At 46.7% G+C, this 26,257-nt stretch carries 24 protein-coding genes; 21 read left to right on the top strand and 3 right to left on the bottom strand.

Features of this window, described 5'->3' with window-relative positions; genetic code table 11:
• The first annotated feature begins 43 nt into the window (after positions 1 to 43).
• The 3 genes from LC508_RS11345 to LC508_RS11335 are packed head-to-tail and all read left to right on the top strand — an operon-like array spanning position 44 to position 1,935.
• Positions 44 to 427 (top strand): GntR family transcriptional regulator, encoded by a 384-nt coding sequence (locus tag LC508_RS11345; protein ID WP_033141013.1) that lies wholly within the window; start codon positions 44 to 46, stop codon positions 425 to 427.
• Positions 420 to 1,331: an ABC transporter ATP-binding protein gene (locus tag LC508_RS11340; RefSeq protein WP_103733193.1), complete on the top strand. Its 912-nt coding sequence runs from the start codon at positions 420 to 422 to the stop codon at positions 1,329 to 1,331. The genes LC508_RS11345 and LC508_RS11340 overlap by 8 nt, the downstream gene beginning before the upstream one ends.
• Positions 1,309 to 1,935, top strand: coding sequence for an ABC-2 transporter permease (locus LC508_RS11335; protein ID WP_054351873.1), 627 nt, complete (start codon positions 1,309 to 1,311; stop codon positions 1,933 to 1,935). Before LC508_RS11340 ends, LC508_RS11335 begins: the two co-directional genes overlap by 23 nt.
• A 93-nt stretch (positions 1,936 to 2,028) precedes the next feature.
• Here LC508_RS11335 and LC508_RS11330 read toward each other — a convergent pair whose 3' ends face one another.
• On the bottom strand, positions 2,029 to 2,922 hold the full coding sequence (locus LC508_RS11330; protein ID WP_158587299.1) for a GNAT family N-acetyltransferase: 894 nt from the start codon (positions 2,920 to 2,922) through the stop codon (positions 2,029 to 2,031).
• A gap of 232 nt (positions 2,923 to 3,154) precedes the next feature.
• On the opposite strand from LC508_RS11330, the gene hflX reads away from it, so the two are divergent.
• Together hflX and LC508_RS11320 are read left to right on the top strand one after the other, a co-directional pair.
• Positions 3,155 to 4,396, top strand: a complete 1,242-nt coding sequence (gene hflX / locus LC508_RS11325) for a GTPase HflX (protein ID WP_033141010.1) — start codon at positions 3,155 to 3,157, stop codon at positions 4,394 to 4,396.
• Positions 4,397 to 4,640: 244 nt separating this feature from the next.
• On the top strand, positions 4,641 to 7,013 hold the full coding sequence (locus LC508_RS11320) for a ribonucleoside triphosphate reductase (protein WP_033141009.1): 2,373 nt from the start codon (positions 4,641 to 4,643) through the stop codon (positions 7,011 to 7,013).
• Between the two features lie 501 nt (positions 7,014 to 7,514).
• Here LC508_RS11320 and LC508_RS11315 read toward each other — a convergent pair.
• Positions 7,515 to 8,744: an argininosuccinate synthase gene (locus tag LC508_RS11315; protein WP_033141008.1), complete on the bottom strand. Its 1,230-nt coding sequence runs from the start codon at positions 8,742 to 8,744 to the stop codon at positions 7,515 to 7,517.
• 456 nt (positions 8,745 to 9,200) lie between these two features.
• Here LC508_RS11315 and argC point away from each other — a divergent pair, with 456 nt between their 5' ends.
• The 16 genes from argC (at position 9,201) to LC508_RS11235 (ending at position 25,960) form a co-directional block, all read left to right on the top strand.
• A complete protein-coding gene (argC, locus tag LC508_RS11310; RefSeq protein ID WP_033141006.1) occupies positions 9,201 to 10,241 on the top strand; it encodes an N-acetyl-gamma-glutamyl-phosphate reductase in 1,041 nt (346 codons plus the stop codon).
• A gap of 20 nt (positions 10,242 to 10,261) precedes the next feature.
• Positions 10,262 to 11,485, top strand: coding sequence for a bifunctional glutamate N-acetyltransferase/amino-acid acetyltransferase ArgJ (argJ, locus tag LC508_RS11305; protein WP_033141005.1), 1,224 nt, complete (start codon positions 10,262 to 10,264; stop codon positions 11,483 to 11,485).
• A 58-nt stretch (positions 11,486 to 11,543) separates the two neighbouring features.
• Positions 11,544 to 12,443 carry an acetylglutamate kinase gene (gene argB, locus LC508_RS11300; RefSeq protein ID WP_033141004.1) on the top strand — a complete coding sequence of 300 codons (900 nt, stop codon included), beginning with the start codon at positions 11,544 to 11,546 and terminating at the stop codon, positions 12,441 to 12,443.
• A complete protein-coding gene (locus tag LC508_RS11295) occupies positions 12,427 to 13,629 on the top strand; it encodes an aspartate aminotransferase family protein (RefSeq protein ID WP_103732214.1) in 1,203 nt (400 codons plus the stop codon). Before argB ends, LC508_RS11295 begins: the two co-directional genes overlap by 17 nt.
• 167 nt (positions 13,630 to 13,796) lie before the next feature.
• On the top strand, positions 13,797 to 14,231 hold the full coding sequence (locus tag LC508_RS11290; protein ID WP_033141002.1) for a DMT family transporter: 435 nt from the start codon (positions 13,797 to 13,799) through the stop codon (positions 14,229 to 14,231).
• Between the two features lie 259 nt (positions 14,232 to 14,490).
• The gene (locus LC508_RS11285; RefSeq protein ID WP_033141001.1) at positions 14,491 to 15,705 is read left to right on the top strand and encodes an ROK family transcriptional regulator; all 1,215 of its coding nucleotides are present in this window, start codon (positions 14,491 to 14,493) and stop codon (positions 15,703 to 15,705) included.
• A 279-nt stretch (positions 15,706 to 15,984) separates the two neighbouring features.
• Positions 15,985 to 17,187 (top strand): ROK family transcriptional regulator, encoded by a 1,203-nt coding sequence (locus tag LC508_RS11280; protein ID WP_052099388.1) that lies wholly within the window; start codon positions 15,985 to 15,987, stop codon positions 17,185 to 17,187.
• A gap of 51 nt (positions 17,188 to 17,238) precedes the next feature.
• Complete coding sequence (locus tag LC508_RS11275) at positions 17,239 to 18,639, top strand: ABC transporter substrate-binding protein (protein ID WP_103732216.1); 1,401 nt, start codon at positions 17,239 to 17,241, stop codon at positions 18,637 to 18,639.
• Between the two features lie 67 nt (positions 18,640 to 18,706).
• Positions 18,707 to 19,591 (top strand): carbohydrate ABC transporter permease, encoded by an 885-nt coding sequence (locus LC508_RS11270; protein ID WP_033141000.1) that lies wholly within the window; start codon positions 18,707 to 18,709, stop codon positions 19,589 to 19,591.
• A gap of 11 nt (positions 19,592 to 19,602) precedes the next feature.
• On the top strand, positions 19,603 to 20,436 hold the full coding sequence (locus LC508_RS11265; RefSeq protein WP_118594024.1) for a carbohydrate ABC transporter permease: 834 nt from the start codon (positions 19,603 to 19,605) through the stop codon (positions 20,434 to 20,436).
• 16 nt (positions 20,437 to 20,452) lie between these two features.
• Positions 20,453 to 21,940 carry an alpha-L-fucosidase gene (locus LC508_RS11260; RefSeq protein ID WP_103731492.1) on the top strand — a complete coding sequence of 496 codons (1,488 nt, stop codon included), beginning with the start codon at positions 20,453 to 20,455 and terminating at the stop codon, positions 21,938 to 21,940.
• A gap of 14 nt (positions 21,941 to 21,954) precedes the next feature.
• Positions 21,955 to 23,124 (top strand): iron-containing alcohol dehydrogenase, encoded by a 1,170-nt coding sequence (locus LC508_RS11255; protein ID WP_103731493.1) that lies wholly within the window; start codon positions 21,955 to 21,957, stop codon positions 23,122 to 23,124.
• 64 nt (positions 23,125 to 23,188) lie between these two features.
• A complete protein-coding gene (locus LC508_RS11250; RefSeq protein ID WP_033140997.1) occupies positions 23,189 to 24,142 on the top strand; it encodes a uroporphyrinogen decarboxylase family protein in 954 nt (317 codons plus the stop codon).
• A 48-nt stretch (positions 24,143 to 24,190) separates the two neighbouring features.
• Entirely contained in the window at positions 24,191 to 24,361 is a 171-nt protein-coding gene (locus LC508_RS11245) for a hypothetical protein (protein WP_181014416.1), read from the top strand.
• Entirely contained in the window at positions 24,354 to 25,136 is a 783-nt protein-coding gene (locus LC508_RS11240; RefSeq protein ID WP_181014417.1) for an SDR family oxidoreductase, read from the top strand. Before LC508_RS11245 ends, LC508_RS11240 begins: the two co-directional genes overlap by 8 nt.
• Positions 25,137 to 25,234: 98 nt before the next feature.
• Positions 25,235 to 25,960, top strand: coding sequence for a helix-turn-helix domain-containing protein (locus LC508_RS11235; RefSeq protein WP_103731494.1), 726 nt, complete (start codon positions 25,235 to 25,237; stop codon positions 25,958 to 25,960).
• A gap of 48 nt (positions 25,961 to 26,008) precedes the next feature.
• Here the strand turns inward: LC508_RS11235 and LC508_RS11230 are convergent, their stop codons facing one another.
• A complete protein-coding gene (locus LC508_RS11230; RefSeq protein WP_033140995.1) occupies positions 26,009 to 26,179 on the bottom strand; it encodes a DUF362 domain-containing protein in 171 nt (56 codons plus the stop codon).
• Positions 26,180 to 26,257: the final 78 nt, after the last annotated feature.

Raw genomic sequence — 26,257 nt, 5'->3', positions numbered from 1 at the left:
TGTATAGTGTGATGTATAGAGATACACACTAAAGGGGTGAGTCATGAAGATAACAATATCAAACACGGCCAACGAACCGCTGTACCAGCAGATCATGGAGCAGATAAAGGAGAATATCCTGAGCGGTGAGCTGCAGGAGGGGGAGCTGCTTCCATCTATCCGCAGTTTTGCCAATGATCTGAAGGTCAGTGTGCTGACCATCCGAAGAGTCTATGAGGAGCTGGAAAAAGAGGGGTTTGTGGTCAGTCAGGTTGGACTGGGAACTTTTGTAAAGGCCGGTAACACAGAACTTTTCAGGGAATCCAAACGCAGAATGATTGAGGAAAAGCTTACGGAAGCCTTGAAACTGGCATCTATGCTGGATATCAGCAAAGAGGAGATCATGGAGATGCTGGACATTTTAAGCGAGGAGATTGGAAATGGATAATGTGCTGGAAGTAAGGAATCTAAGGAAAAACTATAGCAGGTTTGAACTTCAGGATGTCAGCTTTACCGTACCGGAGGGGTGTATTGCGGGATTTGTGGGAAACAACGGTGCCGGCAAGACAACCACCATCCGAGGCATCTTAAATCTGATACATAGAGACGGCGGCCAGGCGAATATTCTTGGAATGGATATGTATGGAGGGAAGGAGAGCGAACAGGAGATCAAGAACCGGATCGGTGTGGTTACGGATAACGGAGGCTTTTACGGAATGTTTACCTTGAAGGAGACGGCATCTCTTTTTGCTTCCCTGTATAAGAACTGGGACGATTCCGTGTATAAGGACTGGATACGTAAATTCTCCCTGAACGAGAAACAGAAGATACAGGAATTGTCAAGAGGAATGAAAGTGAAGTTTTCCCTGGCGCTTGCCATGTCACACCATGCGGAGTTTTTGATCATGGATGAACCCTCCAGCGGCCTTGACCTGCTCACCAGGGCACAGATCCTGGAAAGTCTCAGGGAGTATATGGAGCGGGAGGGCAGAGGTGTATTTTTTTCTACTCATATTGCGACTGATATTGAGAAGGTGGCAGATATTGTTATTCTCATTGACAAGGGCAGGATTGTATTCCAGAAGGAGAAGGATGCCCTGATGGAGGAATACAGGATCGCAAAGGGTGACAGCAGGGATTTGACCGGGGAGGCAGAAGAACTGTGCATCAGTCTTAGGAAAACCCAATACGGATTTACCGCTGTCACCAGCAGGACAGAGGAAATGAAGCGTCTGATTCCGGATGTGGTGTTTGAGAGGCCGGATATGGAGGAGATACTGATGGCATGTATGGGAAAGGGGAGTGAAGAGTATGGTAAGAGCACTGTTTATGAAAGATGTCAGACTCGTTAAAAAGAATCTTTTGATCATGCTTGTGATGATTATCGGTATGCCGGTTTTCCTGAACTGGAGACTTGATGCTCAGATAGATGTGGGGGCTGTGCCGCTTCTGATGATAGTCAACATTTTGGGATTGATATTGTTTGGAAATATTTGTACGGAAGAGGAAAAATATCCCGGAGGTGAAGTTATACTTTTATGTGCGCCCTGTTCAAAGAAAATACTGGTGGCTGTGAGGTATTTGATCATGACCTTGTTTTTTCTGCTCTGCACAGCGGGATATGAGGCAGTCTGTCTTATCATGAATCGAGACGTTTTGCATGTATGGCAGATCATGCAGGCATTGTCTGTTTACATTCTGTTAATGGGAATTTTCATTCCCGTCGTATATAAAGTAGGAGTGGTAAAAGTTCAGTACTTACTTTCAGGAACCGTTGTGGTAGTGGGATTTTTCAGCTCTATGTTTACAAATTCCGCATTTTACAACTCTATGACAGACTTTCTGTATCGGAACCAGAACATGGCAGTGGCAGGATTTGGAGTATTTTGTATTGTATTTCTGCTGGCATCCTATATGATCTCTTCAAAAATATATGAGAGAAAAGAATGTGTATAGATGTCTTTATGGAAATTCAGGCGGATTTGCCGACATGTGTGAAGCTGTATTCACGCTGTTGACAAATCCGCCTGGTTCTGTATTGGGGGAACATTATGTTCGGCAAAGTACGGGAAACATGATTTTATTGTCCTTAAAAATATTTTCTTTACCCTGAAAGACGAATAAATGCGTATCCTCCTCCTCTGACTGCTCCGCTTCAAACAGACAGGAATCCTTCGGCGTAAAACCCAAACAGACTCTGCTGCAGTTTTCCTCTGCGGCGACAGAGAAAATATCCTCCAGATGGCTGCCGTCTTCACAGAAAATGCCGTAGCAGTGCAGAGTATCGTTCTCCTGTTTGGCCACAACAACAGCATCGTATTCCGGCAGAAAGTAAAGATTGTCTTTTTGGAATGTGAGGCAGTGGAACATAACAAATTCTGTGCTGTCAGGCATTTCGATCAAGGTGTAGGGATTGCCGCATGGTATTCTTTTTTCCATAATATTTCTGTCGCCGGGATCATCCACTTGAAGTTTCCGTATGCTTCCTTTCTTGGGAAAAACAGGTCTACTGTACTGGTATTCCCGTTCCTCCGTAAAGCCGAATTTGGGATAAAAGTCGACGACCTGGTCGTTGGCATACAGATAGACCGCATCACAGTTGTCCTTTTGGTCTTTTAATATTTCATTCATCAGAAATCGGACCAATCCCCTGTTTCTGTACTTGGGTGCAGTCATGACCGTGCCAAGCTGAAGATACGTTTTCTTCTCGTTATTCAGAACAACAGGAAAAACAGAGGCCAGGATATTTGCCGCACAGTCATTTCCGTCAAAGAGTGTATACGGCATACACTTCCCGGTCCAGTAACCCTCCCGGTACCATTTTTCAAAGGATAACCCTCCGAAGGTATTTCCGGCCAGTAAATTCAGACGATCTCTCAGAACGTCATTCTGCTGATAATTTTTATAAAAATCGTATGTGCTGCCGTGAATGGAACATTTCATTTGCTTCACCTCTTCTATTCTGAAACTGCCCGTCATTAGGAAATTTCTTCTTATTCTGTTATCTTATCATATTACCGAAAAGAAAACCATCACGGTACTGCAAGATGTTTTTGTGAAAAATGTCCCCTTGTCAGCATATAGAAAAAGCGTTATGATGATAAGACAGTTTTACAGATTATCTCTGCGGACAGCAGGAAGACAAGTTGACAGAGACATATTATAGGAGATTTTTATGCAGTTATACGATTTAAACGAAGCAGAGGAGCGTGTCATCCTGGTAGGCGTTCAGGAGGGAGACGGCGACGATACGGAGGAATCCGTGGAAGAACTTGCGGAGCTTACAAAAACAGCAGGTGCACTGGTGGTGGGAACGGTGATCCAGAAAAGAGAGCGGATCCATCCCGGTACCTATGTGGGAAAGGGCAAGATGGAGGAGCTGAAAATGCTGCTCACGGCGCTGGATGCCACAGGCATTATCTGCGATGATGAGCTGTCGCCGGTGCAGATGAACAACCTGCAGCAGGAGCTGGACTGTAAGGTGATGGACAGGACTCTTCTGATACTTGATATTTTTGCGGATCACGCCTCCACCAGCGAAGGAAAGATCCAGGTGGAGCTGGCACAGCTTCGCTACCGGGCAGTGCGGCTTGTGGGGCTGCGCAATTCCCTTTCCCGTCTGGGCGGCGGTATCGGAACCAGAGGTCCCGGTGAGAAGAAGCTGGAGATGGACAGGCGTCTGATCAAGGAGCGCATTTCCCAGTTAAAGCGGGAGCTTGAGCAGGTGAAGCGCCACAGGGAGCTTTTGCGTGAGGGCCGGAAAAGGGACCGTGTCATGACAGCCGCTATTGTAGGGTATACCAATGCGGGTAAGTCTACCCTTTTGAATACACTGACAGATGCCGGGGTCCTTTCTGAGGACAAACTGTTTGCCACACTGGACCCGACAACCAGAATGCTGGAGCTTTCCGGGGGAACCAGAGTCTATCTGACGGATACCGTTGGCTTTATTCGGAAGCTGCCCCATCACTTGATCGAGGCATTTAAAAGTACCCTGGAGGAAGCAAAATACGCGGATATCATTCTGCATGTGGTGGATGCTTCCAATCCTCAGATGGAAGACCAGATGCGTGTGGTATATGATACCCTCCGGGAACTGGAAGTGACCAATAAAAAGGTGGTGACACTTTTCAACAAGCAGGATAAACTTTCCGGAGAACAGATCCTCAGTGATTTTAATGCTGACCATGTGCTGCGCATTTCTGCCAAAACAGGGGAGGGCCTGGAGCGGCTGAAAGAAGTGCTGGAAAAAATCGTGACGGAAGACCAGATCTATCTGGAGCGCGTGATTCCTTATAAAGATGCAGGGATTCTGCAGCAGATCCGCAAGTACGGACAGCTCATGGAGGAGGAGTATACAGACGGCGGAATCGCAGTAAAAGCAAGGGTTCCAAAGGATATTTTCGGACGTCTGTAAGCCGTTATACCGACCGGTCAAAGGCCGCAGAAGAGTAACGCAGGAATTAATAATTTGATTAATAAAACTACCATATATTGGAAAATTCAAAGAATGTTTACAATATATGGTAGTTTTTACGGTTGACGAAAAGTATAACCTTTGCTACAATAGACCTACAGCGTTTATACAGAGGCTATTCTCTGTGAATGCGAGGCGGGGCGGCAAGATGGTCCTGCTTCTTTACATATAAGGAGGAAAAGGAATGTTTCAGGTAGTAAAACGTGATGGGGAAATCGCAGAATTTAAGCTGGATAAGATTGCCGAAGCAGTCAAGAAGGCATTCGATGCCACGGAGAATGAATACAGCAGTGACATGCTGGATCTGCTGGCACTCCGTGTGACTTCAGATTTCCAGAAGAAAATTGTAAAGGGAAAGGTTTCTGTTGAGGATATTCAGGACAGTGTGGAGAATGTTCTGATTCAGGCAGGTTACTCTGATGTGGCGAAGTCCTATATCCTGTACAGAAAACAGAGAGAAAAAATCCGCAATATGAAGTCCACCATTCTGGACTACAAAGAGATTGTAAACAGCTATGTGAAGGTGGAGGACTGGAGAGTCAAGGAGAACTCCACAGTGACCTACTCCGTGGGGGGACTGATTCTGAGCAATTCCGGTGCCGTAACGGCCAATTACTGGCTGTCTGAGATTTACGATACGGAGATCGCTGAGGCACACAGAAACGCGGATATCCATATCCATGACCTGTCCATGCTGACAGGATACTGCGCAGGCTGGTCCTTAAAACAGCTTATCAAGGAAGGTCTTGGGGGCATTGAAGGAAAAATCACCTCCTCCCCGGCCAAGCATCTGAGTGTGCTCTGCAACCAGATGGTGAATTTCCTGGGAATTATGCAGAATGAATGGGCAGGCGCCCAGGCATTTTCCTCCTTTGACACGTACCTGGCACCTTTTGTCAAGACTGACAACTTAAGCTATCCTGAGGTGAAAAAATGTGTGGAGTCCTTTATCTACGGCGTCAATACACCGAGCCGCTGGGGTACCCAGGCACCCTTCTCCAATATCACTCTGGACTGGACCGTACCGAATGATCTGGCAGAGCTTCCGGCCATTGTAGGCGGGGAAGAGATGCCGTTTAAATACAAAGACTGTAAAAAAGAGATGGATATGGTGAATAAAGCTTTCATTGAGACCATGATCGAGGGAGATGCCAATGGACGCGGTTTCCAGTATCCCATTCCCACTTACTCCATCACCAGGGATTTTGACTGGTCAGATACAGAGAACAATAAGCTGTTGTTTGAGATGACTTCCAAATACGGCACCCCGTATTTTTCAAACTATATCAACAGTGATATGGAGCCGAGTGATGTCCGGAGTATGTGCTGCCGTCTCCGCCTTGATTTGAGAGAGCTGAGAAAGAAAACAGGCGGTTTCTTCGGTTCAGGGGAGAGTACCGGTTCCGTGGGCGTTGTGACCATCAATATGCCGAGGATCGCATATCTGGCAGAGGATGAGGAAGATTTCTTCCGCAGACTGGACCATATGATGGATATTTCAGCCCGTTCCCTGAAAATCAAGAGGGATGTGATCACAAAACTTCTGGACGAGGGACTCTACCCGTATACCAGAAGATATCTGGGAAGCTTTGAGAATCATTTTTCCACCATTGGTCTTCTGGGCATGAATGAGGCCGGCTTAAATGCCAGATGGCTGAAATGCGACATGTCTGATGAGAGAACTCAGGAATTCTCCAAACGTGTGCTGAACCACATGAGAGAGCGCCTGAAAGATTATCAGGAAGAGTACGGTGATTTATACAACCTGGAAGCAACTCCGGCAGAATCCACCTCCTACCGTCTGGCAAAGCACGACAGAAAACGCTGGCCGGATATCAAAACAGCAGGAAACGAAGGGGACACACCGTATTACACCAACAGCTCCCATCTTCCGGTGGACTACACAGCGGATATTTTCGATGCCCTGGATATTCAGGACGAACTGCAGACTCTGTATACCTCCGGTACCGTATTCCATGCGTTCCTGGGAGAAAAGCTGCCTGACTGGAAAGCCGCTGCTGCTCTTGTAAGAAAAATAGCGCAGAATTACCGTCTGCCATACTATACACTGTCACCTACATATTCTGTCTGCAAAGACCACGGTTATCTCTCCGGCGAACATTTTATCTGTCCGAAATGCGGTAAGAAGGCTGAGGTTTACAGCCGTATTACAGGCTATTACCGTCCGGTGCAGAACTGGAATGACGGAAAGAGCCAGGAGTACAAGAACCGTACCGTTTATGATATTGCCCACTCGGACTTTAAGGGCAGCACTAAAACGGTGGCCATGACAGCAGAGGATGTGAGGATAGAGGAGACCAGGAACGGACAGGTAACGGCAAAGTATCTCTTTACCACAGAGACCTGCCCCAACTGTAAGATCGCCAAGCAGATGCTGGAAGGCGAGGACTACGAGCTGGTGGATGCGGAGAAGAACCCGGAGCTGGCACGGAAATTCGGTGTGATGCAGGCACCGACCCTCATTGTCATCAATGGTGAGGAGACAAAGAAATATGTCAATGCGTCCAATATTCAGAGATACGTGGACGAAGATTAATAACAGAGACCCGGTCTGAACGCCGGGTCTTTTTGGTATAAAAAGATGAATTTTTGCTTATCTTGTCGGAGCCTTTGCGTTGACAAGATAAAGAATATTCTTCATAATAGAAAGCAGATAGAGAAAGATTTCTTTTGAAAACCAGAAAAAAACTCCGAAATGGGGGCCTGGTTATGAAAAAACTGCATTTCTAGTATACCATTTCTATAAATTTCTTGGCAGCGTCAGGCGGGGGGGGCCCGTCTGGCAGACTGCATCTATAGATTACCCACCTGACCGGATTTTGCCATACAAAAAGACAGCCGGGATATCTCCCGGCTGCCTTCCGCATAAAAATATAAGTAAAAGAAAATATAGGGTAACTGTTCAGTCAGGTCTGCGCATTTACTGCGCTGACCGTGCAAAAGAGTAATGGCGGCAGGTATTCGCCCCATCGCGAAGCGATTTTTAATGGGCGAATACCCGTAACGATTCAGCTGGCTGAATCGTTACAATACAGGCTTATTTATTCTGGCTCTTTGCAGCCTCTGCCATTTTCATGGCGCGAACCTTCAGCGGCAGACCGAACAGAGTGATAAATCCATCTGCATCGTGGTGGTCATACAGGTCTCCGGTTGTGAAGGATGCCAGTGACTCGCTGTACAGGCTGTACGGAGAAGTGGTACCGGCTTTGATGATATTGCCTTTGTACAGTTTGAATTTCACTTCACCTGTCACATACTGCTGTGTGCTTTCCACAAATGCCTGGATCGCTTCGCGCAGCGGTGTGAACCATTTTCCTTCATATACAATCTGGGCAAACTGGCTGCCCAGTTTTTTCTTTGTCTCCATGGTATCGCGGTCCAGGATCAGTTCTTCCAACTGGTCATGAGCCTCCATCAGGATGGTTCCGCCCGGTGTCTCATATACGCCGCGGGATTTCATGCCTACAACACGGTTTTCCACGATATCAATGATACCGATACCATGCTTTCCGCCCATGGCATTCAGCTCTGTAATGATTTCGGAAACCTTCATGGATTTTCCGTTCAGGCTTGTGGGAATACCTTTTTCAAAGGTCATGGTCACATATTCCCCTTCATCCGGAGCTTTCTCCGGTGTTACGCCGAGAACCAGCAGGTCATCATAGTTGGGCTCCTGTGCCGGGTCTTCCAGTTCCAGTCCCTCATGGCTGATGTGCCATAAGTTACGGTCACGGCTGTAGCTGTGACTTGCGTCAAAAGGAAGGTTGATGCCGTGTGCTTTACAGAACTCTATCTCATCCTCACGTGACTGCATGGTCCATACATCGGTCATACGCCATGGAGCAATGATCTTCAGATCAGGAGCCAGAGCTTTGATCCCAAGCTCAAAACGAATCTGATCATTTCCTTTTCCGGTAGCACCGTGGCAGACAGCAGTGGCGCCTTCTTTCCTTGCGATCTCAACCAGTTTTTTGGCGATTCCGGGACGGGCCATGGAGGTACCAAGCAGATATTTGTGCTCATAGACAGCACCTGCCTGAACGCAGGGAACAATGTAATCGTCACAGAACTCGTCGATGATGTTTTCAATATATAATTTGGATGCGCCTGATAATTTGGCACGTTCGTCCAATCCGTCCAGCTCATTTCCCTGTCCGCAGTCTACACAGCAGCAGATAACTTCATAATCAAAATTTTCTTTCAGCCACGGAATCAGTGCTGTTGTGTCCAGTCCGCCTGAATATGCTAAGATAACCTTTTCTTTCATGATAAATTCCTCCTGTATTTTCCTTTTTCTATGTACCGGAGCATATCCGAATCTGCATTCCCGCAGCCCGTGTGCCCCGTTCTAAAATTTTGTATTTGCTTTCGACATGATTTACTATACAACAACTTTAATATTTATGCAATAGTAAAATGAAAAAAATGTAAAAAAATTTTATGTATCATTTTACCTGATATCAAAGTTTCCTTAATTAATATATGGAATAACAAATGTGTGTGTCAGAAAAAAACTGGAAAATTTCTCAAAAAAAGGCTTGCATATTATACGGAAAAGATGTATGATTATGCAATCGAGGGAAACTTTTATGCATCATGCTGCAGACAGGATAAAGCTTTACTATGCAAAACAACTGGAGTATGATAAAGGTATACACAAGCGGCCAAAGCGCTACGGAAATGAAAGAAGATAAAGATTACTTAAGAAAGGTTGTTGAAGAACATGATAAAAGCAGGAATCATCGGGGCAACCGGCTACGCCGGCGGCGAACTTGTCAGATTACTTTTAAATCATAAAGAAGTGGAAATCAAATGGTACGGTTCCAGAAGCTACATAGATAAAAAATACTACGAGGTCTACCAGAATATGTTCAAGCTGGTGGATGACAAATGTATGGATGACAATATGGAGGCTCTGGCCGACGAAGTGGATGTGATCTTCACAGCAACACCCCAGGGCTTATGCGCGTCTCTGGTGAATGAAGAGATCCTCTCCAAAGTAAAGATTGTGGATCTGAGCGCAGACTTCCGTTTAAAGGATGTGAAAGTATACGAGGAGTGGTACAAAATCCAGCATAAATCCCCGTCCTTTATAGAAGAAGCCGTCTACGGCCTCTGTGAACTCAACCGGGAGGACGTGAAAAAGGCCCGCCTGGTGGCAAACCCGGGCTGTTATACCACATGCAGCATTTTAACCTGTTATCCTCTGGTAAAAGAAGGTCTGATTCGGCCGGAGACACTGATCATTGACGCAAAGTCAGGAACCTCAGGAGCGGGCAGGGGAGCAAAGATTGACAATCTCTACTGTGAAGTCAATGAAAATATCAAGGCATACGGTGTGGCAACCCACCGCCATACACCGGAAATAGAAGAACAGCTTGGGTACGCGGCAGGCAGAGCGTTCTGTCTGAATTTTACCCCCCATCTGGTGCCCATGAACAGGGGAATCCTGGTGACTGCCTATGCGTCCCTGACAAAGGACGCAGACTATGACACCATCCGTGCAGTCTATGAAAAATATTACGGCAGTGAGTATTTCATCCGCATCCTGGATCAGGATGTATGCCCGCAGACGAAATGGGTGGAGGGCAGCAATTTTGTGGATGTGAATTTTAAGATCGACAAGAGAACAAACCGCGTGATCATGATGGGCGCTATTGATAACCTGGTAAAAGGTGCGGCAGGCCAGGCGGTGCAGAATATGAATCTGATGTTTGGATTTGAGGAGACAGAGGGCCTGAAGCTGGTGCCCATGTTCCCGTAAGTGATAGGAGGACGAAGCAGATGAAAGTTATTAACGGCGGCGTGACCGCAGCACAGGGATTTCAGGCAGCGGGAATCGCGGCGGGAATCAAAAAAGGAAATGCCAAGGACATGGCTATGATATACAGTACAGTACCCTGCAAAGCGGCCGGTACTTTCACCACAAATGTTGTAAAAGCAGCCCCTGTCAAATGGGACCAGCAGATTGTCTATCATGCGCCGGCAGCGCAGGCGGTTGTCTGCAACAGTGGGATCGCCAATGCCTGTACAGGGGAAGAGGGCTTTGGATACTGCAAAAAGACAGCTCAGGCGGCGGCCGAGATCCTGGGAATCCCGGAAGATTCTGTGCTGGTGGCTTCCACAGGCGTGATCGGAAAACAGCTTCCCATGGATATTCTGGAAGCAGGCGTGAAGAAAATGGTGCCCCTGCTCTCGGAAACGGCAGCAGCAGGCACCCTGGCCGCGGAATCCATCATGACTACAGACACTGTGAAGAAGGAAATCGCGGTGGAGACGGAGATAGACGGAAAGAAAGTGACCATCGGCGGAATGTGCAAAGGCTCCGGCATGATCCATCCCAATATGTGCACCATGCTGGGATTTGTGACCACGGATGTGAATATCAGCAAAGAACTGCTCCAGGAAGCACTCAGCGACAGTGTAAAGGATACCTACAACATGGTTTCCGTGGATGGCGACACCTCCACCAATGACACGGTTCTCCTTCTGGCAAACGCACAGGCACAGAACGCGGAGATCACAGAAAAAAATGAAGATTATGCCAAATTCACAGAGGCTCTCGGCTATGTAAATACCTGGCTGGCAAAACACATCGCAGCAGACGGAGAGGGAGCCACCGCACTGTTCGAGGTAAAGGTGATCCACGCCGAAAGCAAAGAACAGGCAGTGACCCTGAGCAAATCCATCATCACCTCAAACCTTACGAAAGCCGCTATTTTCGGGCACGACGCCAACTGGGGACGTATCCTGTGCGCCATGGGATATTCCGGAGCGCAGTTTGACCCTGAAAAAGTGGATTTATACTTTGAGAGCGCAGCGGGCAGCCTGAAGATCATAGAGGACGGCGTGGCAACCGGTTACAGCGAGGAGGAGGCCACAAAGATCCTGTCAGAAAAAGAAGTGACTGCCATTGCGGATATCAAGATGGGGGATGCCGAAGCTACCGCATGGGGATGTGACCTGACGTATGACTATGTAAAGATCAATGCGGATTACCGCTCATAATACATAATGTCTCAAAGACGGAACAGTTACACAAATATTTGACGGAGGATATAGAGAAATGGTGAATCAGAAATATCTTGATAAAGCGGAGGTGCTGATCGAGGCGCTCCCGTACATACAGCGTTTTAACAGGAAAGTCATTGTTGTAAAATACGGCGGAAGCGCCATGGTGGATGAACAGCTCAAACGCGACGTGATCAAGGATGTGGTACTTTTAAAGCTGGTTGGCTTTAAACCCATCATTGTCCACGGCGGCGGCAAGGAGATCAGCCGCTGGGTGGGGAAGGTCGGAAAAGAGGCAAAGTTTGTAAACGGCCTTCGCGTGACAGACGATGAGACTATGGAAATCGCGGAGATGGTCCTTGGAAAAGTGAACAAGGAGCTTGTGACCCTAGTGCAGTCCCTGGGTGTAAAGGCAGTGGGAATCAGCGGAAAAGACGGCAGCCTCCTGAATGTCAGCAAAAAACTCTCCGACGGTCAGGATATCGGCTATGTGGGCGATGTAAAAACCGTAAATCCAAAGATTCTCTATGATCTGCTGGAAAAGGATTTCCTTCCCATCGTGTGTCCGATCGGCCTGGGAGATGATTTTGCCACTTACAATATCAATGCGGATGACGCGGCATGTGCCATAGCATGCTCCATGAAAGCGGAGAAGCTGGCATTCCTCACAGATATTGAGGGCGTGTACAGAGATCCGGAGGACCCTTCCAGCCTCATCTCCGAACTTTTTGTAAAAGACGCGAAGAACCTGATCGAAAACGGCAATGTGGGAGGCGGTATGATTCCAAAGCTGCAGAACTGCATTGATGCCATAGAGGAGGGAGTTTCCAGAGTCCATATTCTGGACGGCAGGATTCCGCACTGCCTGCTTTTGGAAATTTTCACAAATAAAGGGATCGGTACAGCGATCCTGAGGAAAGGCGAGGGGAAATATTATCATGATGACCAGGAGTAATGCATATATGGAACGGGCGGAGAATGTAGTTCTCCACACCTACAACCGTTTTCCGGTGGTTCTTGAAAAGGGAGACGGCGTCCGTCTTTACGATGTGGACGGAAAAGAATATCTGGATTTTGCAGCGGGCATTGCTGTTTTTGCTCTGGGCTACAACAACCAGGCATATAACCGGGCACTGAAAGACCAGATCGATAAAGTGATCCACACGTCAAATCTGTTCTACAATGTGCCCATGGTGGAAGCGGCTGAGAAGCTTACAAAAGCCTCCGGCCTTGACAAGGCGTTTTTCACCAACAGCGGCACAGAAGCCATTGAGGGTGCGATCAAGGTGGCCAGGAAATATGCCTGGCTGAAGGACAAGAAAACAGACCACGAGATCATTGCCATGAGGCATTCCTTCCACGGCAGAAGCTTAGGCGCTCTGTCCGTAACGGGAAATACTCACTATCAGGAGCCATTCAAGCCTCTGATCGGCGGTATTAAATTTGCCGACTTCAATGATCTGGAGAGTGTGAAAAGCCAGATCACGGAGAAGACCTGTGCCGTCATTATGGAGACTGTCCAGGGTGAGGGCGGCATCTACCCGGCAGAACCGGAGTTCTTAAAATGTGTGCGTGCCCTGTGTGACGAACATGATATCCTGCTTATCCTGGATGAGATCCAGTGCGGCATGGGCAGGACCGGATGTATGTTTGCCTTCCAGGATTACGGCGTGGAGCCGGATGTGATGACAACCGCAAAAGCTCTGGGCTGTGGTGTTCCTGTCGGGGCCTTTGTGCTGAATAAAAAGACAGCAGAGAATTCCCTGGTACCCGGTGACCACGGAACCACATACGGCGGAAATCCTTTTGCCTGCGCGGCAGTCAGCAAAGTTTTTGACCTGTTTGAGAGTGAAAAAATCACAGAGCATGTAAAAGAAGTGTCTGCATATCTGGAGAAAAAGCTGGATGCCCTGACAGAAAAATATGATTTCCTCACAGCCAGAAGGGGAAAAGGCCTGATGCAGGGTCTTGTTGTCTCCAGCCGCCCGGTGGGAGAGATCGTGACAAAAGCCATAGAGAACGGCCTTCTTGTCATTTCTGCAGGAAGTGATGTTCTTCGTCTTGTACCTCCGCTTGTTATCACAGAGGCGGATGTGGATGAAATGATTGAAAAGCTGGAGAAAAGCTTTTTGCCTGACTGATGATTTTTTACGGTCAGCACAGGAAATGCGCAGACCTGCTGCATTCTTATAAAAGAGTGAGCGGACTGTCCGAAATGGATGGTCCGTTTTGCCATTTCCATAAAGATTCGCATAAAAACAGCCTATCGGGACATTCTAGTTAGAAAAAGGATGTGGAGGGATTTTTTATGTGGGGTCTTTTAGTTGCACTTCTGTCAGGTGCGCTGATGAGCGTACAGGGTGTATTCAATACAGCGCTGACAAAACAGACGAGCTTGTGGGTATCCACAGGATGGGTGCAGATCTCAGCGTTTCTGGTCTGTATTGCAGCCTGGCTCTTTACAGGAAGAGACAAGATAACCGACCTGGCAAGAGTGGATCATAAATACATCTTACTGGGCGGAGTCATAGGCGCTTTTATCACTGTAACCGTTATCCAGAGCATGTCTTCCCTGGGCCCGGCCCGTGCGGCAATGCTCATTGTGATCGCACAGCTTGCCGTGGCGTATCTGATTGAAGTATTCGGTATCTTCGGCGTGGAGAAGGTTGGTTTTGAATGGAGAAAGCTGATCGGCATGGCAGTGGCTATTGCTGGTATCGTCATATTTAAGTGGGAAACATGACAATGGAAGAACAGGAAAGATGTATTTTGGATGGCCGGCAGAAATTTCTGCCGGCCGTCTGCAAAAGCAGAGAACAGAAAATCGCTTTGGGATGGGCTGGATGTCTGTATATACGCAGACCTGCCTGGACTTATTACACAGAAGCTGCAAATCAACAGTTGAAAAAATGAATAGCCTAGATTAAAATAAAAGAAGAAACTCTGGAAAAAAACACCAAGGAATTACGAGAGTCCGTCAGGGAGAAAAATGAGGGAAGAGAATGTCATATAACAAGGCTATGATGGCACAGTTGAACAAGAAGATAGTGCTGGAGATGATTCGGACACAAGGCCCGATCAACAAAGCGGAGATCGCAAGGAAGGCTGAGCTGAGTATTCCTACAGTGATGAAGATCACAGAGGAATTTGAACGGCAGAATCTGGTGAAAACTATCGGAAAAGGTGAGTCTACAGGAGGAAAAAGACCTGATTTACTGGAATTTGTTTCAAACGCTTATTACATAACAGGAATAGATATCGGCCGCCATTACGTGAAGATCGTGATTATCGATATGGCGGCTGTCATTATGTCAAAGGAATGTTTTCCTACCACAGAGGAGGATATCAAAAAGCCGGAACAGTTTCTGGAAAAAATAGCATCCCATGTGGAGGCCCTGATCATAAAAAGCGGTATTTCCAAAGAACGTTTTATGGGAATCGGCATCGGTATGCCGGGCATTCTGGATTATGCAAAAGGGGATGTTATCTTCTCGCCTGATTTTAACTGGGTAAATGTGCCTCTGATGCGCATTTTTCAAAACCGCCTTCCGGATTTCAGGATTCTTTTAGAAAATGCAAACCGTGCTCTGGCAATTGGAGAATACACCTACGGTGCAGCAAAGAACGCAGAATATATATTATGCATCAATCTGGGGTACGGCATAGGAGCTGCTATTATTGAGAACGGAGAGTTACTGTATGGAAAAAGCGGAACCTGCGGTGAATTCGGGCATATGATCATGGAGTCTGACGGACCGCTCTGCGACTGCGGCAATCGAGGATGCCTGGAGGCGCTGGCTTCCGGCAATGCCATTGCGAAACGGATGGAGCAGGAAATAAAAGAGGGAAAGCAGAGTCTGGTCAGCAGAATGGTATCTGAACAGGGAAGAATAGAAGCAGAGATGGTGTTTGAGGCAGCCAGGGCGGGGGATATATTAAGCCGGAAAGTTATAGAGGAGGCAATGGAGTATGTGGGAATAGCCATAGCCAGCAGTATTAACCTGCTGGACCCGGATACGATCATTCTTGCCGGCGGTCTGACAAAATCCCAGGATTTATTTTTTGAGCAGATGCAGAAAACCGTTGAGAAATATAAAATGAAGTATACCGGAAAAAATGTTGTGATAAGAATTGGTACATTGGGAGAATATGCCACAGCCATTGGCGCTGCCACTATGCTGACAAGGCTGTTTATAGAAAAGGGCGGGGCGTTCTGAGAAGTCGGACGCCCCGCGAAGTTTTTCAGGGACTTTTCGGCGCTCGAATCATCTCTCCATAATTAATGTTAAAATGCACAAAAAGGGGTTGACAATGAAAGGACAGTACGTTATAATTCACATATAAAGTTAGTTAAGTTAATTAAGTAACTCCGAAATATGGAAGACATCTGAGCGTACCGGAAAGAAAAAAAAGATAATTTGTCTAAATATAGCGAAATTATTTTTTTTATTCAGTTAGTTAGTTAAATTAAGTAAGTTGGTAAGGAGCAGATAAAAGTGAAATATGATAAATTTGCAATGGCGCAGATGAACCGGAGTATGGTTTTTGATCTGATAAGAAGAAAAGGGCCTATCAGCCGCGCGGAGATTGCGCGGACTATCGGCCTTAGTATTCCAACAGTCATGAAAATAACAGAGGAATTTTCTCATAAACAGTTTGTGCAGGATGTGGGAAAGGGTGAATCCAGCGGGGGAAAGCGCCCGGAGTTATTGGAGCTGGTACCAGACTCGAAATATATTATCGGAGTAGGGGTAGGGCGCAGTAAAACCAATGTGCTGATGATGAATCTTGCCGGGGAGGTATTTATCCGTGAAATCATGGAGACTGGAGGCACAGCTGTGCCTGAGGTATGGATATCCAGGCTGATTCAGGTGATAGAGAATGTGATACGCGAGAGCGGACTGTCCAGGAAGCAGATATTAGGTATGGGAATCGGCATGCCGGGAATTCTGGATGAGAAAAGCGGAAAGGTTCTGTTTTCCCCTGATTTTAAATGGGAGAATGTTGACATGTTAACACCCATCCGTGAACGGTTTAAGATGGACATTACAATTGAGAACGCAAACCGGGCACTGGCTATGGGAGAATATTATTTCGGGGCAGGTGTGGATTCCAGAAATTTTCTGGTGGTAAATCTGGGACACGGAATTGGTTCTGCTATCATGCGGGAAGGGGAGTTTTACAGGGGAAGTTCAGGAAGCAGCGGAGAGATTGGCCATATCATCCTGGAGAAAAACGGGCCAAAATGTAACTGCGGCAACCTTGGCTGTCTGGAGGCTATCGCGTCGGGAAATGCTATCGCCAGAGATGCCAAGATCGCTGTATTGGAAGGCAATGCAACGAAAATAATGGAACTGGTTAATGAAGATATCAATCGTATTGAAGCGAAAACAGTATTTGAAGCGGCGCGTCTGGGGGATCGTCTGGCAATACAGATAACAGAACGGGCCATGCAGTATATTGGAATCGGACTGGCAAATTATATTAATCTGCTGGACCCAGACCTGATCATTTTATTTGGGGGTCTGACCAACGCAGGTGATATTTTTTTAAAGAAAGTAAAGGAAGTGCTTCGCGAGAGGCAGATGAAATTTGCAGGAAGGCAGGTGAAATTGGTTATTTCTCAGATGGGTGAGAACGGCACCGCAGTCGGATCCGCATCCCTGGTGCTGAAGAAGTTTATAAAATATGGGAATTAGATCCGGAAAAAATGTCCTAAGGGTACAGCAAAAATTATGGAGGTATTAATTATGAGTAAAGGAATGAGAAAGAAAATCGCAGTGCTTTTGGCAGCAGTTATGGCATCAGCAGGACTCTCTGCCTGCGGCGGCAATACAGGCGCGGACGGGGGCCAGGATGCTGAAAGTAAGACAGAGACAAAGACAGATGAGGCGAAGACAGATTCTGAAAAAGAGGGAAGCGGGGAGGAGATCACTATCCGTCTTCTTACAAGAATGTCAGGCGCTGACAGCGGAACTAAGCTGAAAGAGGAGGTCCTTCAGGAATTTCAGGAAAAATACCCGGATATCACTATCCAGGATGAGAGTACAAATGACAGCAACAGCTTTACGAACCAGTTCAAAACAGATGTTGCATCCGGCAATGTGGCGGACATTATCCAGTGGCCCGGCATCAGTATCATGAAGGAATATGCAGACACGGGAGTTTTTCTGGACCTGACCGATTTAATTGCAGAGACACCGGATATCAAAGACAATGTGGATTCCACACTTCTTGATATGATGGAACTGTCGTCTGTCGGAACAGAGGGGACATACGCACTGCCCATTAACAATCAGATGGAAGTCTTCTATTACAACAAAGAACTGTTCCAGAAAGCAGGGATTGAAAAAGCACCGGAGACCTGGGATGAATTCTATGATGTATGCGATAAACTTAAAGAGTCAGGGGTCACGCCATGGGTTGTAGGTGCTACCAATGCATGGCGGGTAGTACATATCCAGACAGGACTTCTCTACAAGATGTGCGGAGTGGAAAAGGCAAAGGAACTGGGCGGAAGAAAAGCAAAATGGACAGATGAAGATGTAGTGGAAACGATTGCGTTTATACAGGACCTGGCAGACAGAGGGATCTTCGGGGAAGATTATCTGGGCCTTGATTATGAGACAGAAAAAGCTATGTTTGTCAGCGGACAGACAGCCATGTCATTTGACGGAAGCTGGAGGATCGCAGAACTTAAAGACATGGAGGACAATGTAGGTGTATTCCGCATGCCGTATTTCACTGACAGGGAAGAATTTAAGGACAATGATATTGCATATCCGTCACAGTTGGAATTGGGCGGTCACCTGAAGGATGAACCGGAGAAACTCAAATATGTGTGGGAGCTTGCCAGCATGTTTGCCAGCAAGGAGACCCAGCAGAGATATGCCTATGACTGCGGCAACATTCCAGTCAGAAATGATGTTGAACTGGAAACTGACAAGATGAGTCCTCTTCTTGCTGATCTGCTCACGATAAAGGAAAATGATGTTAAGGTATGGGGCAGTGATGCCTGGGCTTACGACACAGTGGCAGTATTGGAGGATATTGTGGGAGAAGCATTTATCGGCGCACTTACCGGAATGACAGCAGATGAAGCGGCAGAACAGATTCAAAGCCGGTTGGAAGCGGCTGGTTCAGGCCAGTAACCGGAAGTAACATCAGGCCGCTGCAGTTTGGCTCTGCAGCGGCCTTTTCAGAAAAGGAGGTACAGCAATGGAGAGAATAAGAAGGAATAAAAAGGCAGTGTTATGTTTTCTGATGCCGGGATTCCTTTTATATACAGTACTTTTAATGGTTCCTATCGGCGGTTCCCTGGTCATGTCCTTTTTTAAGTGGAATGGAATCAAAAATGTCCCCATGGTATTTGTGGGATTCAGTAATTTTAAGGCGGTTATTACAGATGCCATGTTCTGGCATTCCATCAAAAATATTATGTGGTTCATGGTGCTGACATTGTGTACGCAGCTTCCCATTGGGCTTCTGCTGGCGGTTATGCTCAGTGAGCGGTTTAGGGGATATCGTTTTTTTAAGTTTGCGTATTTTGTACCTCAGGTACTTTCCACAACCGTTATTGGTCTTCTTTGGTACTTTATTCTGATGCCCACAGGAGTTCTGAATACCATGCTTCAGGGAATTGGTCTTGACAGTCTGGTGAAAAGCTGGCTGGTAGATAAGAATACGGCCATGACAACTATTATTCTGGTGAATACATGGTGCGGCATCGGGTTTCATATGACTGTCAGTTACGCTGCTATTTCAGGGATTCCTGACGATGTGGTGGAGGCAGCAAAACTGGACGGAGCGGTGGGATTAAAAAAAGTGTTCCATATTATCATTCCAATGATATGGGAATCGATCATTTCCAGCATCGTTGTGATCGTAACCGCAGTATTGAAAACGTTTGATCTGGTCTATGTTATGACAGAGGGAGGTCCAAACGGTCTGACCGATGTGCCCAGTACACTTTTATACAAAGAGGCTTTCCGGTACAATGACTTCGGAAAGGCATCTGTTATCGGTGTTTATATCTTTATTTTGAGCGTTATATTTACTGTCATAAGTCTCCGCATTACAAAACGGGAACGGCTGGAGTATTAAGGAGGAAGAAAATGAACGATCATACTAGAAAAATAACGAAAAAAATAATATTATACCTGGTTTCTTTTTTCTTTCTTTTTATTTTCATTTATCCGCTGTATTTCGTTATAATTTCATCTATTAAGACAAATACAGAAATTTTTACTTCACCATTCAAATTTCCTTCGGAATTTCATTTTGAAAATTATAAGACAGCCATTGAAATAGGAAATATAGGAAGGCAGTTTTTAAACAGCATGTTTCTGGCGATTGTGACACTGGTACTTACGGCTCTGGCTGCAAGTATGGTTTCTTTTGCAATCTCCCGCCTGCGTTTTAAGGGACAGGGTGCTGTCAGAGTTTATTTTGTCATGGGAATGATGGTGCCAATCCAGAGTATCATTGTACCTTTGGCCTGGGCGATCAATAATTTTGATATCAGAGATAATTATCTGATCTTGATTCTGCTTTTTACAGCGTCCCATATGCCGCTGGCTACCTTTATCATAACAGGCTCCATGAACAGCCTTCCCACATCCCTGGAGGAAGCCGCAATCATTGACGGATGCAGTATATATAAGGTATTTACAAGGATTGTTCTGCCCCTTGTGAAGCCTGCGATCGCAACAGTTGGTATATTTGTATTTATGTACACATGGAATGACCTTCTGGTCTCCATGGTGTTTATAGGTAAGGCGGAACTCAGAACCATCTCGGTGGGTCTGCTTAATTTTGTGGGAGCCAGGAAAAGTGATTACGGCGCATTGATGGCAGCTATCTTCATAGCCATTCTGCCGCCTCTTACCATGTATCTGGTACTGCAGGAAAATGTAGTGAAAGGGCTGACAAGCGGTGCTAACAAATAAAAAGGAGAAGAAAATTATGGGGATAAAAGTAAAGGATTGGAAAGAACTGACGGATTACCGGACACCGGACTGGATGAAAAAAGCAAAATTCGGGATTTACACACACTGGGGTGTTTACAGTGTGCCGGCATTTGGTCCAAATGTTTCCTGGTATCCGTATAAGATGTATCAGGAGGGGACCGACCAGTTTGCCTATCACTGCAAGCATTTCGGACACCCTTCCAAGACGGGATATAAAGATTTGATCCCCATGTTTACCGGGGAAAAATTTGACGCTGCGGAATGGGCAGAATTATTTAAAAAAGCAGGTGCGAGATTTGCAGGTCCTGTGGCGGAACACCACGATGGATTCAGCATGTGGGACAGCCGTGTCAATGAATGGAATGCAGCAGCCATGGGGCCTAAGACGGATGTGGTAGGAGAACTGGAAAAAGCAGTGCGGAAGCAGGGTATGCACTTCATGACAGCTTTCCACCATGCGGAAAATTGGAAATTCTATCCTCACTGGGTAAAGGAATATGACACCTCAGACCCAAGATACGCAGGTCTGTACGGCGAGGCGCATAATATGGACTGGGGATCTGACAAAAGATATCTTCCGGAACCGATCCGCTGGTCCGATACCATGGACGGCGCTATAGACAGGCAGTGGATCGCACAGGACCTTCCGAGCGCGGCGTTTCATGAGAAATGGTTTATTAAGCTGAAAGAAGTCATAGATGCATACAGCCCGGATTACATATGGTTTGATTTCGGTTTGGCTTTTATCAATGATTATTATCAGAGAAAATTTCTCACTTACTACAGGGATATGGCGGAGAAAAATGGTCAGAAGACAGTTGTCTCCTACAAATGGAACCACCTGCCTGTGGGCACGGGTCTGATTGACCTGGAACAGGGAAGGTTCGCGGAAGCTACATACCATGACTGGATCACGGACACTACAGTGGACGCGGGAGAAGCCTGGGGATATATGCAGGATGCAGAATATAAATCAGCCAAATCTCTGATCCATTATCTGCTGGACAATGTAAGCAAAAATGGATATCTGCTTTTGAACGTGGGGCCAAAGCCGGATGGAACCATCCCGGAAGAAGCCAGGAAAATACTGCTGGAAATGGGGGCATGGCTGGAGGAAAACGGAGAGGCAGTCTATGATACCACACCGTGGCGTACAGCAGAGGAGGGTCCTACTAAAATGACCGGTTCCGGTGCCTTTAGTGAGATGGATGAAGTGGAATATACACCGAGGGACATCCGGTATACCATGAGAGATGAGTATATCTATGCATCTGCGCTGGGAAGAATAGGAGACCAGGTGGCGCTGCATCATATACTTCCAATGGTCTATAAGGAGGAGATTGAAAGCATAACCGTTTTAGGTGACGGACAGCCGCTTACATGGAGTGCAGAAGGTGATGTTCTTCTTATCGACACGGCAAAGGCCAGGAAAAACAACATTGCTACTGTCCTGAAAATCAAGAGAAAGAATATTTATATGTGACGGGGGGCGTGCGTATGAAGAAAAAGTTTGAATATGAACAGACAACAAAAATTATTTTCGGAAGCGGCTGTATTAAAGAGCTTCCCGGTCTGGCAGCAGGCCTTGGAAATAAAATCCTTTTGGTTACCGGCAAAAAAAAGTCTTCCAGGGAAAAGTTATATGACAGGATTACAGAAAGCCTGCGAAACAGCGGCCTTACCGTTTTTCATTTTGACAAAGTATCGCAGAATCCCACTACAAAATGTGTGGAGGAGGGAACTGCTATTGCCGAAAAAGAAGGCTGCCAGGTTGTGATCGGTCTTGGGGGTGGTTCTGCCATGGATACGGCAAAAGCCATTGCCGTGGCAGCCGCAAACGAAGGCACGGCGTGGGATTATCTGTTTTTTAAAAATCCGCAGCCGCAGGCAACGCTGCCTGTGATCGCAGTTCCCACAACAGCGGGGACAGGGTCACAGGTCACGCAGGTTGCAGTCATGACGGAGACAAAGACCTGTACTAAGAGTGCTATTTTTAACAACCTGATTTATCCCCGTGTTGCGCTGATCGACCCGGAGCTTGCAGTATCCATGCCTGCCCATATAACTGCATCCACCGGTTTTGACGCTTTTTGTCACTGCTTTGAGAGCTATATCAATGTAAAAGCTTCTCCGTATACGGACATGATCGCACTTGAAGGGATAAAATATGCTGCCCAATATCTGAGAAGGGCGGTAAAGAATGGTGAAGATATGGAAGCCAGGGAAGGGATGGCCTGGGCAGATACCTGCGGAGGCCTGGCTATTGCCAACGCAGGCGTGACACTTCCCCACGGTGTGGGTATGACGATCAGCGGACATTGCCCTCAGATCATGCATGGGGAATCCCTGGCCTTGACATATCCGTCCTTTTTACGGTTCACCTGTCTGGCAGCAGAGAAAAAATTTGCAGAGGTGGGACGCATTTTCAATCCTGCCCTGAAAGATGTCTCTGATTCCAGGGCCGCATCGGAGTGCTGCGAAGAAATAGAAAAACTGATGAAAGATATCGGAATGTGGCTGAATTTCCGCCAATTCGGTGTTGAATATGAGATGCTTAGAAGAATAGCAGACAGGGGACATGAATTGCCTGATTATCAGGCGAACCCCAGAATCGCGGATATTGAAGAAATATACAGAGAGCTGAGTGAAGGATATGACCGTGTCTGAAAAATCAGAAGGTTTAGAAGGCAAATAAGAAAATTTCGACAAAGGAAATGGAGGAGCAGAAACGTTGTCCAGAAGAGAAAATTTTTTAAGAGTGCTGAGGCATGGGGAAGCACAGAAGGAAATACCTCTGTGGGAGTTGCATTTTCATATTTGGGATCAGGTGGGAGGCGAACATTTTGTGTCCGGAAAAGAGTATTTGAGTCTGACGGAGACAGAAAGAAGCCGTGCGCTGCAAAAGGATGCAGAAATCCTGGTGAAGTGTGGTGAAGAACTGGGATTTTCGGCAGTGTCAATCCCTGACAATCCCTGGAATTGTTTTTATACACTTCCGGACTTGGATAGGGTGCAACTTGTTAGGAATATTAGGAGGCTTGCACCTGATTTTGCTGTTGTATGTTCCTGTGCCGGCGTGATTGCAATGCCTTCTGGTGAAGAATTCGAGGAATTCTGTTTTCAGATGTTTGATGAACCGGAAGTAATTGATGAGATGTGCAAAAAGATTTATGACAGCTTTTTGGAAAACTCGAAACGTCTGATTGATGCAGGTGCGGATGCAATTTATACAGGATCTGATGTAGCGGACAATCGGGCACCGTTTTTCAATCGTGAACAGCAGCAGCGATGGTATTTTCCATATTTGCGGAAATTTTCAGATTATTTGCACAGTCAAGGGGTTCCGGCAATTTTACATACGGATGGTAACATTGATCTGCTGCTGGAGGATATTAGGAATTCAGGTGTGGATGGCCTTCAGGCAATTGATCCGCTTGCGGGTATGGATATCAGGAGAGTTCAGGAATTTATGGAAAATCGAGTGACACTCTGTGGTAATCTGGACTGTGGAATAATGCTGACTGCAACGCCGGACCAGGTGTATGAAGAGGCAAAGAGAATTCTTTTGGAGTGCAGGGAGTATCCGGGTTTTATCTTCGGCAACTCCAATGCCGTTGCGATTGAGACACCAATTGAGAATTACAGGGCAATGTTGGAAGCATGGCATAAATACGGAAGTATATAAATCGGTTTCAGGGCTGCATCGGAGTGCTGCGGAGAAATAGAGAAACTAATGAAAGATATGGGAATGTGGCTGAATTTCCGCCAATTCGGTGTTGCATATGATATACTTAGAAAAATAGCAGAAAGGGGACATGAACTGCCTGATTATCAGGCAAACCCCAGAATCGCAGATATTGAAGAAATCTACACAGAACTAAAGGAGGGATATAACCGTGTCTGAAAAATCAGCAAGTTATCTTGACAAACTTTTTGGACTTGAAGGCAGGACCGCTGTTGTAACAGGCGGAAACAGGGGAATCGGACAGGTAGTGGCCAGAGGGCTGGCCAGCGCGGGAGCCGAGGTTGTCGTTATAAGCCGTTCGGGAGGAGCGGAAACGGTGAAACTCATTTTGGAGGACGGCAATAAAGCCTATGACATCAAGGCTGATGTAACCGATGAGAAGAGTGTGGACCGGGCAGTGGAGGAGATTGAAAAGAGAAGCGGCGGTATTCATGTATTGTTTAACAATGCCGGCATCTGCATTCACAAAAGCACCTTTGAGGCCAGCATAGAGGAGTTCAGGCAGGTGGTTGACGTGAATCTGACCGGGGAGTACATTATGGCGCGGAGCGCTGCACGCCTTATGGTACAGAAAAAGATACACGGCAGCATCATCAACATGGCATCCATGTCAGGGACCATTGTAAATATACCTCAGTGGCAGGCTTCCTACAATGCATCGAAGGCGGGAGTTATCCATCTGACAAAGTCCCTGGCCCTGGAATGGATTCCCTATGGCATCCGGGTGAACAGTTTAAGTCCGGGATACATCTCCACGCCTATGTCCGTAGACACCCCCCAGGAGCTGAAGGACGCCTGGAAAGGGATGATGCCATACGGCAGGATGGGGACTCCTGAGGAACTTATCGGGGCGGTTTTATATCTTGCCGGGGATTCTTCCGCGTATACGACCGGAACCGACCTGATTGTGGACGGCGCCTATGTCTGCCAGTGATATTCCGGCAGGTTTTGTCGAACACATTTTCTTGCAATTTTTCCATGCCCTGCTATAATGTTTCTTAAAGAAAGACGCAAAATGGAAGGGGTCAGTATATGAGTGAAACCAGCTATTCGGTTTCTGAGACGGCGAAGCTTTTGGACGTGCAGTCCCATGTCCTGCGCTTTTGGGAAGATGAGCTGCACCTGCCGATTGACAGAAACGAAATGGGACACAGATACTACACCCGATATGATATCCAGGTACTTCTGGCTATTAAAGAACTGAAGAAAAAGGGACTTGCATTAAAAGAGATTGGCAGCCTGATTCCCTTTTTATATAAGGATGAAGAAAACCGGGAAGAGGCAGTACACAGTAAAAAGACACAAGAAAATGCACCTAAACAGCCGCAGCCTGTGAAAAGTCAGGAAAGACCAAACCATAACCAGGACAAGCCATGTGAACCGGTACGGCAGAGGACCGCAGAGCCTGCAGAGCAGAAAAGGGAAATGTCCGCTGCCAGAAAAAACAGAAAGGCATCTGCAAGAAAAGCATCCGGCAAAAAGAACCGGGCAGCTCAGAACAGAGCCGTGACAGGCAGGCCGCCGCAGTCTGTAGGAAAGGCCGAGACAACAGAAGCGGACAACCGGGTACCGGCTGAATTTATGGAAATACTGGACAGGCTGGTAAAGGAACGGATGCGGACCCTTCATTCCGGGGAAGAGCGTTATAAAAGGCTGGATGAGAGAATCAGAATATGTCAGAAATCCCGCAGGGAAGTGGCAGCAGCCATGGAACAGGAGCGGCAGAAGAATAAAAAGTTGTTTAAGAAAAAAAGATAATAAAAAACACAAACCTGCGTGATACAGGTTTGTGTTTTTTTAAAGTTATTAACCCTCTACGATTGCTTCTGTAGGACATGCTTCTGCACAAGTTCCGCAGTCAACACATTTGTCCGGATCGATAACGTATTTGTCATCGCCCTGGGAGATAGCTTCAGATGGGCATTCTCCTTCGCAGGTTCCACAGCTTACACATTCGTCTGTAATTACGTATGCCATACTTAAAATCCTCCTTTTATAATTTCTGAATCATACCTGATCTGGCCCAGGACCTGCCGCAGCAGTACATTGGGAAAA

The organism is Blautia parvula, assembly GCF_020215665.1.
GTDB lineage: Bacteria > Bacillota > Clostridia > Lachnospirales > Lachnospiraceae > Blautia > Blautia celeris.
This window is presented reverse-complemented; position numbering and strand designations above follow the sequence as displayed.

Excerpts from the sequence above, each read along its gene's own strand:
- LC508_RS11345 (WP_033141013.1), top strand. The coding sequence starts at position 44 with ATGAAGATAACAATATCAAACACGGCCAACGAACCGCTGTACCAGCAG.
- LC508_RS11340 (WP_103733193.1), top strand. The coding sequence starts at position 420 with ATGGATAATGTGCTGGAAGTAAGGAATCTAAGGAAAAACTATAGCAGG.
- LC508_RS11335 (WP_054351873.1), top strand. The coding sequence starts at position 1,309 with ATGAAAGATGTCAGACTCGTTAAAAAGAATCTTTTGATCATGCTTGTG.
- LC508_RS11330 (WP_158587299.1), bottom strand. The coding sequence starts at position 2,922 with ATGAAATGTTCCATTCACGGCAGCACATACGATTTTTATAAAAATTAT.
- hflX (WP_033141010.1), top strand. The coding sequence starts at position 3,155 with ATGCAGTTATACGATTTAAACGAAGCAGAGGAGCGTGTCATCCTGGTA.
- LC508_RS11320 (WP_033141009.1), top strand. The coding sequence starts at position 4,641 with ATGTTTCAGGTAGTAAAACGTGATGGGGAAATCGCAGAATTTAAGCTG.
- LC508_RS11315 (WP_033141008.1), bottom strand. The coding sequence starts at position 8,744 with ATGAAAGAAAAGGTTATCTTAGCATATTCAGGCGGACTGGACACAACA.
- argC (WP_033141006.1), top strand. The coding sequence starts at position 9,201 with ATGATAAAAGCAGGAATCATCGGGGCAACCGGCTACGCCGGCGGCGAA.
- argJ (WP_033141005.1), top strand. The coding sequence starts at position 10,262 with ATGAAAGTTATTAACGGCGGCGTGACCGCAGCACAGGGATTTCAGGCA.
- argB (WP_033141004.1), top strand. The coding sequence starts at position 11,544 with ATGGTGAATCAGAAATATCTTGATAAAGCGGAGGTGCTGATCGAGGCG.
- LC508_RS11295 (WP_103732214.1), top strand. The coding sequence starts at position 12,427 with ATGATGACCAGGAGTAATGCATATATGGAACGGGCGGAGAATGTAGTT.
- LC508_RS11290 (WP_033141002.1), top strand. The coding sequence starts at position 13,797 with ATGTGGGGTCTTTTAGTTGCACTTCTGTCAGGTGCGCTGATGAGCGTA.
- LC508_RS11285 (WP_033141001.1), top strand. The coding sequence starts at position 14,491 with ATGTCATATAACAAGGCTATGATGGCACAGTTGAACAAGAAGATAGTG.
- LC508_RS11275 (WP_103732216.1), top strand. The coding sequence starts at position 17,239 with ATGAGTAAAGGAATGAGAAAGAAAATCGCAGTGCTTTTGGCAGCAGTT.
- LC508_RS11270 (WP_033141000.1), top strand. The coding sequence starts at position 18,707 with ATGGAGAGAATAAGAAGGAATAAAAAGGCAGTGTTATGTTTTCTGATG.
- LC508_RS11265 (WP_118594024.1), top strand. The coding sequence starts at position 19,603 with ATGAACGATCATACTAGAAAAATAACGAAAAAAATAATATTATACCTG.
- LC508_RS11260 (WP_103731492.1), top strand. The coding sequence starts at position 20,453 with ATGGGGATAAAAGTAAAGGATTGGAAAGAACTGACGGATTACCGGACA.
- LC508_RS11255 (WP_103731493.1), top strand. The coding sequence starts at position 21,955 with ATGAAGAAAAAGTTTGAATATGAACAGACAACAAAAATTATTTTCGGA.
- LC508_RS11245 (WP_181014416.1), top strand. The coding sequence starts at position 24,191 with ATGAAAGATATGGGAATGTGGCTGAATTTCCGCCAATTCGGTGTTGCA.
- LC508_RS11235 (WP_103731494.1), top strand. The coding sequence starts at position 25,235 with ATGAGTGAAACCAGCTATTCGGTTTCTGAGACGGCGAAGCTTTTGGAC.
- LC508_RS11230 (WP_033140995.1), bottom strand. The coding sequence starts at position 26,179 with ATGGCATACGTAATTACAGACGAATGTGTAAGCTGTGGAACCTGCGAA.